Genomic DNA, 12,701 nt, shown 5'->3' with positions numbered 1-12,701 from the left:
CGCGGCACCAAGCGCGAAGACGTCCAGCGCGGTCAAGTCCTGTGCAAGCCCGGATCGATCAAGCCGCATACCCACTTCACCGGCGAGATCTACGTTCTGTCCAAAGACGAAGGTGGCCGCCACACGCCTTTCTTCAACAACTACCGCCCCCAGTTCTACTTCCGCACGACGGACGTGACCGGTGCGATCGAGTTGCCAGAAGGCAAGGAAATGGTCATGCCAGGCGACAACGTGTCGATCACCGTCAAGTTGATCAACCCGATCGCCATGGAAGAAGGCCTGCGCTTTGCCATCCGCGAGGGCGGCAAAACCGTCGGCGCTGGTGTTGTGGCCAAGATCATTGCGTAATTCTGCAAATATTTAAGGAATTACCATGGCCACCAAGCAAAAAATCCGCATCCGCCTGAAAGCGTTTGACTACAAGCTGATCGATCAGTCGGCAGCCGAAATCGTAGACACCGCCAAACGCACCGGTGCGATCGTCAAGGGCCCCGTGCCGCTGCCGACCCGCATGAAGCGTTTTGACATCCTGCGTTCGCCCCACGTCAACAAGACGAGCCGCGACCAGCTCGAAATCCGCACGCACCAGCGTCTGATGGACATCGTCGACCCAACGGACAAAACCGTTGATGCATTGATGAAGCTCGATCTGCCTGCCGGTGTGGACGTCGAAATCAAGCTGCAGTAAGCGAAATCGGGGTTTCGGCAACAGCCGGCGCCCCAAAAAATCAGGTTTGAGCGCGGATTTGCCAACTGGCTAAGTCCGCGCTATACTCTTGGGCTGTCCTGAACTTGCCTTGCAAGGCTAGGATGGTTTTATTAACTGTCTTTCACATCAAAACGTCTGCGGCCAATTGAAGTCGCAGCGGTGGAAGTTACGAAAGAAAAGCATGAGTCTGAGCAACTCCCTCGGGTTGCTGGGCCGCAAGGTGGGCATGATGCGTCTGTTCACTGATGATGGGGATACCGTTCCTGTCACAGTGGTAGATGTGTCTAACAACCGTGTGACTCAGGTAAAAACCCAAGCAAACGATGGCTACGATGCCCTTCAAGTGGCATTTGGTGCGCGCAAAGCGTCGCGCATCACCAAGCCAGCCGCGGGCCACCTTGCGAAAGCAGGCGTTGAAGCTGGTGAAATCCTGAAAGAATTCCGCGTGACGGCTGACGTCGCAGGCAAATATGCTGCCGGTACCGTTGTGCCCGCTGCTGAAGTGTTTGTCGTGGGCCAGAAGGTGGACGTGCAGGGCACCTCCATTGGTAAAGGCTTTGCCGGCACCATCAAGCGCCACAAGATGAGCTCGCAGCGCGCGTCGCACGGTAACAGCCGTTCGCACAACGTGCCCGGCTCCATTGGTATGGCGCAGGACCCCGGTCGTGTGTTTCCTGGTAAACGCATGACGGGCCATCTGGGTGATGTCACCAAAACCACGCAAAACCTCGACATCGTGCGCATTGACGAAGCCCGTCAACTGCTGATGATCCGCGGCGCCGTGCCTGGTTCAAAAGGCGGCTTTGTCACGGTTCGTGCCGCGATCAAGGCCAAGCCAGCAGTTGATGCCAAAGGAGCGAACTAATGCAGGTCGAACTCCTGAATGACCAGGGTCTGGCTTCGTCCAAAGTGGACGTGCCTGATACCGTGTTTGGTCGCGAATACAACGAAAGCCTGATTCACCAGGTGGTCGTGGCCTTCCAGGCCAACGCCCGCCAGGGAACCCGTGCCCAGAAAGACCGTGAGCAGGTCAAGCACTCGACCAAGAAGCCGTTTAAACAAAAAGGCACTGGCCGCGCTCGCGCTGGTATGACATCTTCCCCGCTGTGGCGCGGAGGCGGTCGTATTTTCCCGAACATGCCTGACGAAAACTTCACGCAGAAAATCAACAAGAAGATGTACCGCGCCGGCATGGCCTCCATCTTTTCCCAGCTGGCCCGTGAAGGCCGCTTGGCTGTGGTTGATTCTTGGACCGTGGACTCGCCCAAGACCAAAGTCCTGGCCGACAAGTTCAAGGCCATGAACCTCAAATCGGTGCTGGTGATCGCTGACGAGGTCGACGAAAACCTGTACCTGGCTTCCCGCAACCTGACCAACATTCTTGTGGTTGAGCCCCGTTACGCCGATCCGGTATCGCTGGTTCACTACAAGAAAGTCCTGGTCACCAAGGCTGCCATGGACAAACTCAAGGAGATGTTCGCATGAGCGCCGTGAACACCAAACCAAAATTTGACGAAGGCCGCCTCATGCAGGTGCTGGTCGCCCCCATCGTGTCTGAAAAGGCAACCATGGTCGCGGACAAGTCCAACGCCGTGCTGTTCAAAGTGCTGCAGGACGCCACCAAGCCTGAAATCAAGGCCGCTGTGGAGTTGATGTTCAAGGTGGACGTCAAGGCCGTTTCCGTTCTCAACCAAAAAGGCAAAACCAAGCGTTTTGGCAAATCCACAGGTCGCCGCGACAACATTCGCAAAGCCTATGTGACGCTGAAGCCCGGTCAAGAGCTGAACATCGGTGGGGAGTCTGCGTAATGGCTGTCATTAAAATGAAACCCACCTCGCCGGGTATGCGCGGCATGGTGAAGATTTCCCGGGACCACCTGCACAAGGGTGAGCCTTACGCACCGCTGCTGGAGCCACAATTCCAGAAGTCCGGCCGTAACAACAACGGACACATCACCGTTCGCCACAAAGGCGGCGGTCACAAGCATCACTACCGCGTGGTGGACTTCAAGCGCAACAAGGATGCCATTCCGGCCAAGGTCGAGCGTATCGAGTACGACCCCAACCGCACGGCCCACATTGCGCTGATCTGCTACGCCGATGGCGAGCGTGCCTACATCATCGCCCCGCGTGGCCTTGAAGTCGGCGCCACGCTGGTTAGCGGTGCAGAGGCCCCGATCCGTGTCGGCAACACCCTGCCGATCCGCAACATTCCTGTGGGCTCGACGATCCACTGCATCGAGATGCAAATTGGCAAGGGCGCGCAGATTGCACGCTCGGCTGGTACATCGGCGACGCTGCTGGCCCGTGAAGGCACATACGCCCAGGTGCGCATGCGCTCCGGTGAGGTTCGCAAGATCCACATCGAGTGCCGCGCCACCATTGGTGAGGTCGCCAACGAGGAGCACAGCCTGCGCCGTCTGGGCAAGGCCGGTGTCAAGCGCTGGATGGGTATCCGCCCGACCGTTCGCGGTGTGGTCATGAACCCGGTCGATCACCCACACGGTGGCGGCGAAGGCAAGACCGGCGAAGGCCGCCATCCTGTCGATCCATGGGGTAACCTGACCAAAGGCTACCGCACCCGCAACAACAAGCGCACGCAAGTGATGATTGTTTCGCGTCGCAAGAAGTAAGGTTAAGCCATGACACGTTCACTCAAAAAAGGTCCCTTTGTCGACCACCACTTGGTAGCCAAGGCCGACAAGGCTGTTACCAACAAAGACAAAAAGCCGATCAAGACCTGGTCGCGCCGCTCCATGATCCTGCCCGAGTTCATCGGCCTGACCATCGCCGTGCACAACGGCAAGCAGCACGTCCCTGTTTACATCACCGATCAAATGGTTGGCCACAAGTTGGGCGAGTTCGCACTCACCCGGACTTTCAAAGGTCACCCGGCTGACAAAAAAGTTGTGAGAAAGTAAGGAAAGACCATGGAAACACGTGCAACCCTCCGGGGCGTTCGTCTGTCGGTCGACAAGGGCCGTCTGGTCGCTGACTTGATCCGCGGCAAAACAGTGGATCAAGCCCTCAACATCCTGAACTTCACGCAGAAAAAAGCTGCTGGAATTATCAAGAAGGTGGTTGAGTCCGCTATTGCCAACGCAGAACACAACGATGGCGCCGACATTGACGAGCTGAAGGTGAAAACCATCTACGTCGAGCAAGGCACCACGCTCAAGCGTTTCTCGGCGCGCGCCAAGGGCCGCGGCAACCGTATCAGCAAGCCCACGTGCCATGTGTACGTTGTGGTTGGCAATTAAGAAGGCAGACAGGATATGGGACAAAAAATCAACCCAACCGGGTTCCGCCTCGCGGTCAGCCGCAACTGGTCCAGCCGCTGGTATGCAAGCAACAAAGACTTCGCCGGCATGCTGGCTGAAGACATCAAGGTTCGCGAATACCTCAAAGCCAAGCTGAAGAACGCCGCGGTGTCGCGCGTTCTGATCGAGCGTCCTGCCAAGAATGCCCGTATCACAATTTTCTCGGCACGTCCGGGCGTTGTGATCGGAAAAAAGGGCGAAGACATAGAAGCGCTGAAAAAAGAACTGAGCCGCCAGTTGGGCGTGCCGGTCGCTGTGAACATCGAAGAAGTTCGCAAGCCTGAAATTGATGCCAAGCTAATCGCAGACAGCATCACCCAGCAGCTTGAAAAACGCATCATGTTCCGCCGTGCGATGAAGCGCGCCATGCAAAACGCCATGCGTCTGGGTGCCCTGGGCATCAAGATCATGTCGTCGGGCCGCTTGAATGGCATCGAGATCGCACGTTGCGAGTGGTACCGCGAAGGCCGCGTGCCCCTCCACACCCTGCGCGCCGACATCGACTACGGCACCTCTGAAGCCAAGACCACCTATGGTGTGATCGGCGTCAAGGTCTGGGTCTACAAGGGCGACAACCTTGGCCGTGGCGATTCGCCTGGCGCCAAGCTGGATGCCGCTCCTTCCGACGAAGAACGCAAGCCCCGCGGCCCCCGCCGCGACGCGCGTCCTGGCGACCGCACGGACCGTCCGTCCGCACCTCGTGGAGCCGCACGCCCAGCGCGCGGCCCTGTCGGTGGTGTGAACACGGCCCCTGCAGACGGCAGCGACAAACCTGCTGAAGCAACGGGTGCCGCACCAGCGACAGCCGACGCCGATGCACCGAAAACCACCGTTAAGCGCGTCCGCAAAGCCGCGCCAGCTGCAGCAGCTGACGGTGCCAAGACCGAGTAATCGGTCTAACTACGGAGAATACAAATGCTGCAACCCGCGCGCAGAAAATACCGCAAAGAGCAAAAAGGCCGCAACACCGGCATTGCCACCCGAGGCAACTCGGTGGCGTTCGGTGACTTCGGTCTCAAATGCACCGACCGTGGCCGCCTGACGGCCCGTCAAATCGAAGCCGCACGCCGTGCGATTTCCCGTCACGTCAAACGTGGCGGCCGTATCTGGATCCGTGTCTTCCCGGACAAGCCGATTTCCCAAAAGCCTGCTGAAGTGCGTATGGGTAACGGTAAAGGCAATCCCGAGTACTACGTGGCTGAAATCCAGCCCGGCAAGATCGTTTTCGAAATCGTCGGTGTGCCTGAAGAGCTGGCCCGCGAAGCGTTTCGCCTGGCATCTGCCAAGCTGCCGCTGCGCACCACCTTCGTCAGCCGCATGATTGGCCAGTAAGGGAATGACCATGACCAAATCCACTGAACTGCGCAAAAAAGACGTTGCCGGCCTCAAAACCGAAGTCAAAGAGCTGCAAAGAGCCCACTTTGGCCTGCGCATGCAAAAAGCCACGCAACAACTCACCAACACCGCCACGCTGCGTTCTGCACGCCGTGACATCGCTCGTGCCAAGACCATTTTGACCGAGACCAACGCCCGCAAAGGAGCGAAATAATGACGGAAGTTAAAAAATCCCTCAAGCGCACCCTGGTTGGCCGCGTGGTCAGCGACAAGCGCGCGAAAACCGTGACAGTGCTGGTCGAGCGTCGTGTCAAGCACGAGCTCTACGGCAAGATCGTCTCGTTGTCGAGCAAGTACCACGCCCATGACGAAAAAGGCGAGTACAAGACCGGCGACCTGATCGAGATCACCGAAAGCCGCCCGATCTCCAAAACCAAGAACTGGGTTGTGACCAAGTTGCTGGAAAAGGGCGCGATCGTTTAAGTCTTCCGGACTTGAGCTTTCCCCTCATCAAAAGCGGCCCTCTGTGGGCCGCTTTTGTTTTTGTCCCGCGTTTTTGAAAGGCTTCGGACAATCGTTGAAAATGGCAGTTGAATCCGTTTATCAACAACCCTTGAGGAGCACACTATGATCAAAGTAGGAGACACCCTTCCCGCAGCCACGCTGATGGAATTTTCCGAAGTCGAAGGCAACGGCTGCAGCATTGGCCCCAACCCGGTGGACGTGGCCAAGGCCAGCGCCGGCAAAACGATTGCGCTGTTTGCCCTGCCTGGGGCCTTCACGCCGACCTGCTCTGCCAAACACGTGCCCAGTTACGTCGATAACTTCTCGGAATTGAAGGCTGCCGGCGTTGATGAAATCTGGTGCGTCAGCGTCAACGACGCGTTTGTCATGGGCGCCTGGGCGCGTGACCAGAAGACCGACGGCAAGGTGCGCATGCTGGGTGACGGTAGTGCCGACTTCGCCAAGGCCACCGGGCTGACGCTGGACCTGACGGCTCGCGGCATGGGCGTGCGCAGCAACCGCTACTCGATGCTGGTCAAGGACGGCAAGGTCGCGGCGCTCAATGTCGAAGCACCCGGCAAGTTTGAAGTCAGTGACGGCGCCACCTTGCTGGCTCAGGCCAAGGGCTGATGCGCTGAACGACGACTGAGTTGGCGCTCACCAGCCAGCCCATTAAAAAGCCGCGAGTCATGAGACCCGCGGCTTTTTTGTTGTCTGCCGGCAGCTTGCGTGTTGCGGCTCGACGTTGAATTGCTATCAAAAAAAGAGCTACTCATGCCCGTTAGACATGGGGCGGAAGCCGTTTTCTATTCCAGATCGGCCTTCAGATAGTGAGCGCCAGCTATCGGGTTATGGTAGTAGGGAGGGATGTCCTTGAAGCCGAGGTCTTCGTACAGCGCACGCGCTGCCTCCATGTCATTGAGGGTGTCTAGCAGAACGCTGTGGTAACCGGCCACACGCGCGGCGTCCAGAATGGCCTCGGCCAGTTGCCGGCCCAGGCCGGAGCGGCGGTGCGCCTGCCGCACGTACAGGCGCTTCATCTCCGAGGCGTTCGGGTAGTCCACGGTGTCCAGCGGCCGCAATGCGCAGCAGCCGGCAACCTCGCCGTCCAGCATCGCCAGCAGCAGGCAGCCCTGGGGTGCAGCGTAGTCGCCGGGCAGGTCAACAAGTTCTTCGTCAAAGTTCTGGAAGCACAGGTCAATGCCAAGCTGGCCGGCGTACTCGCGAAAGATTTCGCGGGTCGTCTCCATCAGAGCCGGGGTGTCCGGCGTGACAAATGTGAAGGCGGGCGGGGTCGCGGGTGCGGGCTTGGCAGAACTCATGTCAGGTCAGTGTATCGGCTTTTGCGGCGGGCCTTCTCCGCTGCAGGCCGGCCGTGCGGACTGCCTCAGAAGGCCGGCGCGGCCAGCGTGCTGATCCAGAAGACCAAAGCGCCGCAGGCGGCCAGCACCACCAGCGCAGCGGTGCGCGATGCCGCGTCGTCGCGCGAGGGGGGCACACGCGTGACCAGTTCCTTGTCGCCATGCAGCATGGCGCCGACCAGGTTGTGCTTGCGCCAGAGATAGAAAACAATCGCTGCGATGTGCAGCAGCACCAGCGCCAACAAAATCCACTTGCCGATGTTCTTGTGGTAATTGGTGGCCAGGCTGACGGAGGCGTTGGAGACAAACCGTGTCAACGGTCCGGCAAAGGCAATCTCGTCGTCGCTGAGCATGCCGCTGCCGACCTGGGCCAGCAAAATACCCAGCATCGCAAACACCGAGCCGGCGCCTATCGGGCTGTGGCCGACGGAATGTTCGGTCTTGCCGCGACCTTTGAGGTAGTTAAAAACACTTTGAGGCGAGTAGATAAACGCCCCAAAACGGGACCAACGCCCGCCAACCAGACCCCAGATGATGCGAAACAGCAACAGCGTCAGAACCGTATAACCAAACCGGAAATGCCAAACCATCACGTTGCCGCCAATGGTTCCGCTGATCGCCAGGCCGAGCACGCCGGCCACCAGCGCCCAGTGGAAAATCCGTGTCGGCAGGTCCCACACCCGCACCTTGTTCAATGTCATGCCCTTGTACATATGCACTCCTCTTGGTTATTTGTTATGCGGCTGGGCGGCTTGTCCCCGGCGGCCTGTTTGCTTGGTGCTTTCCCGTAGTCCATAAGTTCCAGCGGAACTTATCAAGCCGTGCCAAACTCAAGCTGTGTGGCAGTGGCCAGCCAGCGCCGCCTGCACGATAACTCAATAAACCACGAGGAAAAATATGAAAGCTTTTGCCTTTATTGCTGCAGCGGCCACGCTGCTTGCCTTTGCCGCGCCGGCTTCGGCCCAGTTTGCCAAGCCTGAAGACGCCATCAAGTACCGCCAGAACGCGTTGTTCGTGATGGCGCAGCACTTCGGCCGCGTCGGTGCCATGGCCAATGGCCGCGTCCCCTTTGATGCCAATGTGGCGTCTGCGAACGCCGAGATTGTAGCCACCATGGCCAAACTGCCATGGGCTGGATTTGTCCCAGGCACCGACGGCAACACCAAGGCCAAACCGGAAATCTGGACTGAACAGGCCAAGTTCAAGGAAAGCAGCGACAAGCTGGTTGCCGAGTCCACCAAGCTCGCCGCTGCCGCGAAAACCGGCAACCTGGAAGCCCTGAAGACTGCGTTTGCCGCGACCGCCGGCACTTGCAAGGCTTGCCACGACGCGTATCGCAAGGAGTAACCCCCTGTTGAAGCTCACTTCGTGTAGCTTCGTCTCCCCCCAAGGGGGACAGGCGCCTTGCGCCCGGCAAAGCCCGATCGCGGAGAAATAGGTTCACCCCCATCCAAGCTCACTGCGTGTAGCTTGTTTCCCCCTCGAGGGGACGGCGCCTGCGGTCTGGCAAAGCCAGTCCCGCGGCCCCTGCTGGAATGGGGAACAAAAAAGCCGGTTCTTTCGAACCGGCTTTTTTGTTGAGGCATTGCAAACCGCGTTAGGTTTCGGCCAACAGCTTTTCTATGAGTTGGTGCAGAGCCGCAAAGTCCGGTTGGCCCACGTATTTTTTAACGATCTCGCCGCGCCTGTTGATCACGTAGGTGGTGGGCGTCAGTTGCACATCACCCCAGGCCCTGGCGACCGCGCCGGTGTTGTCGATGGCCACCTTAAAGGGCAGCTTGCGTGTCTCGGTGAAGTTGACGACGTAGCTGGGTGGGTCATAACTCATGGCCACGGCCAGCGTGTCGTAGCCCCTGGACTTGTACTTGTCGTAGGTCGAGATAAGTTGCGGCATCTCGGCCACGCAGGTGACGCAGCTGGTGGCCCAAAAGTTGACCAGCGTGACCTTGCCCTTCATGTCGGCGGTGCTCTGTTTGCTGCCGTTGAGAAGCACAAAAGTCGATTCAGGCGCCGCTTTTGCGCCCCCGCATCCGGACAGGGCGACGAGCGATGCCAGCGCCAAGGCTGAAGCCAGCATGATCCGGCATACTGCGTTGGAAACGGGGCTCATTTTTTTGGAGGTATTCATCATGCAGCGTCGCAATTTTAACCAGGCCGGTCTCAGCGCGCTGGGCATGCTGATCCTGGCCACTTACCAGCAGGCGCAGGCCCTGTCGCCGGGGGATCTGACCAACGCCGAAGCGTCGAGCGGCCTGAAAGCTGCCCTTGAAAAAGGTGCTTTGGCGGCCGTGGCCCTGCTGGGCAAGACAGATGGATTCCTCGGCAACCCGAAAGTTCGCATCCCTTTGCCCGGTTACCTCGAAGACGCGTCGAAATTACTGAAAAACTTTGGCCAGGGCAAACGCATCGACGAACTGGTGACCTCCATCAACCGCGCGGCCGAAGCTGCCGTGCCCATGGGCAAAGACCTGCTGGTTGCTGCGGTGCGAGGCATGAACGTCAATGACGCCAAAAACATCCTGCAAGGCGGCGAAACCTCGGTCACCACCTTCTTTGCAGAAAAAACCCGCGCGCCGCTCGCCCTCAAGTTTCTGCCTGTGGTGACCCAGGCCACGGCCGAGGTGGGCTTGGCCAACAAGTACAACGAGTTCGCCGGCAAGGCGGCTGGATTCGGCCTGGTCAAAAAAGAAGACGCCAACATCCAGCAATATGTCACCGGCAAATCACTCGATGGTCTTTACCTGATCATTGGTGAGGAAGAAAAGAAGATCCGCCAGGACCCGGTGGGTACCGGCAGCGCGATTCTCAAAAAGGTGTTTGGCGCGGTGAAGTAGGTCGCAGTCCCCACCATTAACTGGTTGAATCTTTACGCAGTCGCGATTCCAGCGCTTTCGTCTCGGTGATGTCCACAAAAGTGATGACGGCACCGTCGATCACATTGTCAATGCGGCGGTAGGGCATGATGCGCACCGAAAACCACCGCGCGTCGCTGGTGAGAATCTGCTTTTCAGAAATCACCAGAGTACGCACGGTCTCGTTCGTGTCGTCCTGCAATGTCGGGTACTGCAGGCTGGTAGTGAGGTCGCTCAGGGGCCTGCCAATGTCGCTTTCCCGCAGGCTGATGATCTTTGAGGCCCGCTCGGTGTAGCGCCTGACGTTCAGTTTTTTGTCGAGAAACAGCATGGCAATGTCTGTGCTGTTGAGCAGGTTTTTCAAGTCGCTCTGGGCCAGCGCCAGATCGTCAAGTTTGGTGTGCATCTCGGCGTTGATGGTTTGCAGCTCCTCATTCATCGACTGCATTTCCTCTTTGGAGGTGGTGAGCTCCTCGTTGGCTGACTGAAGCTCCTCATTGGTGGACTGCAACTCCTCGTTGGCCGACTGCAGTTCTTCCTTCGAGGCGCGGGTTTCCTCGCGCAGGGTCTGGATCTCATCCCGACACTGCTGCACCTCCGCCGCGTGAGAGGCCTCCAGCGCCATTTCTGCCTTGCGACGGCCCCGGCCGGCCGGCCCTACCGCCACATCGCGAAACACGATCATCAGCATGTCTTTCAGCGCGGCGGGCTCGCGGATGGCTTGCACGGTGATGTCGACAATCTGTGTCGGCCCAATCAGTTGTGTTCGCAAGTGGGGCAGCTGCACCGCCTCCGTCTGTGTCCCGGCCAATTTCAAGGCTGCGGCCAATGGCGCGCGCAAGCCTTCGCTGATCATGGCGTGAAAATTCCAGTTTGCCTTGCCTGCCGCAGGCTCAAGATATTTGCCGGTACGCCCGCTGATGTAGACGATGTCACCAGCGCTGTTGACCACCACCGCCGCTGGCGCATAGACCTGGAGCAATACCCGGTCGGCTGCCGCTTGCAAGTTGTCTATCGCGGTCGTGTCGGGGGTAGAAGTTGGCGGCATGGGAGGATCCTTTTTGATACTGGTCAGGGGCCGAAGCGACTTCACCATGAAGTCCGGGTTGCCGCCTGCCACATTGTCCTCGCGCAAATACAGACGCAGCTTTGATTCAAGCGTGATGAACAGGTTATTGAACCGGCCCATGGTTTCAGAACTCCCCAGAAGCATCACGCCGCCGGGTCGCAGGCTGTAATGAAACAGCGGCATCAAACGCCGTTGCAGCGCCGCGTCGAAGTAAATCATCAGGTTGCGGCAGGACAGCAGATCGAGCTTGGTAAAGGGCGGGTCAAGTATGACGTCGTGCTGCGCAAACAGGACGCAATCGCGAATGCGTTTGGAGATCTGATAGTTGGCGCCATGCAGGGTAAAAAATTGCGCCAGGCGCTCAGGCGAGACGGCCTCATCAATGGAGGATGGGTACTGTCCACGGCGCGCGGTGGCGATGGCATCAGGGCTGAGATCGGAGGCAAAAACCTGCAGGCTGCAGTCGCTGTATTGCGGCAGGCGTTCTGTCACCTCGGCAAACACCATTGCCAGGGAATACGCTTCTTCCCCGGTCGAGCAACCTACGACCCAGGCGCGTAATTTGTCACCGGGTGCGCGGCGTGCAAGCAGGTCCGGCAAGGTGACATTGGCCAGTTGCTGCCAGACCGGCGCGTCGCGGAAAAAACTGGTGACACCGATCAGCAGTTCCTTGAACAGCAGGTCGATTTCCTGCTTGTTATGCCGCAGAAAGTTCGCATACAGAGCCGGCGTCTCTATCGCGTGGATGGCCATGCGGCGCTCGATCCTCCGGTTCAGGGTGTTGGGCTTGTAATGCGAAAAGTCGTGACGGGTCCGTTCCTGCAGCAGCTTGAAAATCTCCACCAATGAATTGCCATGTGCGTCGGTCGGCGCGGTGCTGTCGCTTTCGGCAGGCGCGCCGGCTTTCCGCGGGCCGGGCAGTCGGGCGATGTAGTCAAAAATGAGGCCAGGCAACGCAGCCGGTGGCGCAATGATGTCGGCACAACCCGAGGCAATCGCAGAGATGGGCATGGAGTCGAACTGCGCAGTGTCTGGCTGCTGCACCACAATCAGGCCGCCCATGGCCTTGACCGCCTGCAGGCCCAGCGTACCGTCGGTGCCCATGCCCGACAGCACCACGGCAATGGCGCGTTCACCCTGGACGCTGGCCAGTGAGGAAAACAGGATATTGATCGGCAAGCGCATGCCGCGCGGCTCGGAAGGCCGGTCTAGGCGCAGCAAGCTGCTGTTCAGGCTGAGCTCGGTGTTGGGGGGAATCACATACACACAATCGGGCTCAACCGGCTTGCCGTTTGTCGCTTCGCGTACCGGCATGGAGGTGACCCGCTGTAGCAGTTCAGCCAACATTGCTTTTTGGGTCGGGTCCAGATGCTGAACCACCAGGTACGCCAGGCCACTGGCGGGCGGAATTCGCCCGAAAAATTCTTCCAGTGCAGCCAGGCCACCGGCGGATGCACCGATGCCGATAATGCGAACTGAATCGGGTATCGGGTCGGACGGATCAGCAGCAGCCGCAGAAGTCATTTGCTTAGTATGCGCCGAACGATGCGCA

General features: G+C 58.9%; 19 protein-coding genes. 15 read left to right on the top strand and 4 right to left on the bottom strand.

Annotation, left to right across the window (positions count from 1 at the left end):
* From IEX16_RS17160 to IEX16_RS17100, 13 genes are all read left to right on the top strand, one after another.
* Positions 1 to 348: EF-Tu C-terminal domain-related protein (locus tag IEX16_RS17160; RefSeq protein WP_460885582.1), on the top strand; the 348-nt coding region annotated here is incomplete at its 5' end.
* A gap of 25 nt (positions 349 to 373) precedes the next feature.
* On the top strand, positions 374 to 688 hold the full coding sequence (gene rpsJ / locus IEX16_RS17155) for a 30S ribosomal protein S10 (RefSeq protein ID WP_007838118.1): 315 nt from the start codon (positions 374 to 376) through the stop codon (positions 686 to 688).
* Positions 689 to 890: 202 nt separating this feature from the next.
* Positions 891 to 1,574 (top strand): 50S ribosomal protein L3, encoded by a 684-nt coding sequence (gene rplC, locus IEX16_RS17150; protein ID WP_188709701.1) that lies wholly within the window; start codon positions 891 to 893, stop codon positions 1,572 to 1,574.
* Complete coding sequence (gene rplD, locus IEX16_RS17145; RefSeq protein WP_188709700.1) at positions 1,574 to 2,194, top strand: 50S ribosomal protein L4; 621 nt, start codon at positions 1,574 to 1,576, stop codon at positions 2,192 to 2,194. Before rplC ends, rplD begins: the two co-directional genes overlap by 1 nt.
* Entirely contained in the window at positions 2,191 to 2,517 is a 327-nt protein-coding gene (rplW, locus tag IEX16_RS17140; protein WP_188709699.1) for a 50S ribosomal protein L23, read from the top strand. The genes rplD and rplW overlap by 4 nt, the downstream gene beginning before the upstream one ends.
* Positions 2,517 to 3,341, top strand: a complete 825-nt coding sequence (gene rplB / locus IEX16_RS17135; RefSeq protein WP_188709698.1) for a 50S ribosomal protein L2 — start codon at positions 2,517 to 2,519, stop codon at positions 3,339 to 3,341. The genes rplW and rplB overlap by 1 nt, the downstream gene beginning before the upstream one ends.
* 9 nt (positions 3,342 to 3,350) lie before the next feature.
* Positions 3,351 to 3,629 (top strand): 30S ribosomal protein S19, encoded by a 279-nt coding sequence (gene rpsS / locus IEX16_RS17130; protein ID WP_007866503.1) that lies wholly within the window; start codon positions 3,351 to 3,353, stop codon positions 3,627 to 3,629.
* A gap of 9 nt (positions 3,630 to 3,638) precedes the next feature.
* Complete coding sequence (gene rplV, locus IEX16_RS17125; protein WP_188709697.1) at positions 3,639 to 3,968, top strand: 50S ribosomal protein L22; 330 nt, start codon at positions 3,639 to 3,641, stop codon at positions 3,966 to 3,968.
* A gap of 15 nt (positions 3,969 to 3,983) precedes the next feature.
* Positions 3,984 to 4,919, top strand: a complete 936-nt coding sequence (rpsC, locus tag IEX16_RS17120; protein ID WP_188709696.1) for a 30S ribosomal protein S3 — start codon at positions 3,984 to 3,986, stop codon at positions 4,917 to 4,919.
* 24 nt (positions 4,920 to 4,943) lie between these two features.
* The gene (gene rplP, locus IEX16_RS17115; protein WP_077593716.1) at positions 4,944 to 5,360 is read left to right on the top strand and encodes a 50S ribosomal protein L16; all 417 of its coding nucleotides are present in this window, start codon (positions 4,944 to 4,946) and stop codon (positions 5,358 to 5,360) included.
* A gap of 10 nt (positions 5,361 to 5,370) precedes the next feature.
* Entirely contained in the window at positions 5,371 to 5,577 is a 207-nt protein-coding gene (gene rpmC, locus IEX16_RS17110; RefSeq protein ID WP_188709695.1) for a 50S ribosomal protein L29, read from the top strand.
* Positions 5,577 to 5,846: a 30S ribosomal protein S17 gene (gene rpsQ / locus IEX16_RS17105; RefSeq protein WP_188709694.1), complete on the top strand. Its 270-nt coding sequence runs from the start codon at positions 5,577 to 5,579 to the stop codon at positions 5,844 to 5,846. Before rpmC ends, rpsQ begins: the two co-directional genes overlap by 1 nt.
* A 144-nt stretch (positions 5,847 to 5,990) precedes the next feature.
* Positions 5,991 to 6,497 carry a peroxiredoxin gene (locus IEX16_RS17100; RefSeq protein ID WP_188709693.1) on the top strand — a complete coding sequence of 169 codons (507 nt, stop codon included), beginning with the start codon at positions 5,991 to 5,993 and terminating at the stop codon, positions 6,495 to 6,497.
* A 176-nt stretch (positions 6,498 to 6,673) separates the two neighbouring features.
* Here the strand turns inward: IEX16_RS17100 and IEX16_RS17095 are convergent, their stop codons facing one another.
* Positions 6,674 to 7,189, bottom strand: a complete 516-nt coding sequence (locus tag IEX16_RS17095; protein ID WP_229676405.1) for a GNAT family N-acetyltransferase — start codon at positions 7,187 to 7,189, stop codon at positions 6,674 to 6,676.
* Positions 7,190 to 7,254: 65 nt separating this feature from the next.
* Complete coding sequence (locus IEX16_RS17090; protein WP_229676404.1) at positions 7,255 to 7,941, bottom strand: cytochrome b/b6 domain-containing protein; 687 nt, start codon at positions 7,939 to 7,941, stop codon at positions 7,255 to 7,257.
* A 184-nt stretch (positions 7,942 to 8,125) separates the two neighbouring features.
* Here IEX16_RS17090 and IEX16_RS17085 point away from each other — a divergent pair, with 184 nt between their 5' ends.
* Entirely contained in the window at positions 8,126 to 8,575 is a 450-nt protein-coding gene (locus IEX16_RS17085) for a c-type cytochrome (RefSeq protein ID WP_188709692.1), read from the top strand.
* A 250-nt stretch (positions 8,576 to 8,825) separates the two neighbouring features.
* Here IEX16_RS17085 and IEX16_RS17080 read toward each other — a convergent pair whose 3' ends face one another.
* Positions 8,826 to 9,305 carry a TlpA disulfide reductase family protein gene (locus IEX16_RS17080; protein ID WP_373288373.1) on the bottom strand — a complete coding sequence of 160 codons (480 nt, stop codon included), beginning with the start codon at positions 9,303 to 9,305 and terminating at the stop codon, positions 8,826 to 8,828.
* Between the two features lie 52 nt (positions 9,306 to 9,357).
* On the opposite strand from IEX16_RS17080, the gene IEX16_RS17075 reads away from it, so the two are divergent.
* Positions 9,358 to 10,062, top strand: coding sequence for a DUF4197 domain-containing protein (locus IEX16_RS17075; protein WP_188709690.1), 705 nt, complete (start codon positions 9,358 to 9,360; stop codon positions 10,060 to 10,062).
* A 16-nt stretch (positions 10,063 to 10,078) separates the two neighbouring features.
* Here the strand turns inward: IEX16_RS17075 and IEX16_RS17070 are convergent, their stop codons facing one another.
* Positions 10,079 to 12,673 carry a chemotaxis protein CheB gene (locus IEX16_RS17070; RefSeq protein WP_188709689.1) on the bottom strand — a complete coding sequence of 865 codons (2,595 nt, stop codon included), beginning with the start codon at positions 12,671 to 12,673 and terminating at the stop codon, positions 10,079 to 10,081.
* Positions 12,674 to 12,701: the final 28 nt, after the last annotated feature.

The organism is Polaromonas eurypsychrophila (assembly GCF_014641715.1).
Classification (GTDB): Bacteria; Pseudomonadota; Gammaproteobacteria; order Burkholderiales; family Burkholderiaceae_C; genus Polaromonas; species Polaromonas eurypsychrophila.
This window is presented reverse-complemented; position numbering and strand designations above follow the sequence as displayed.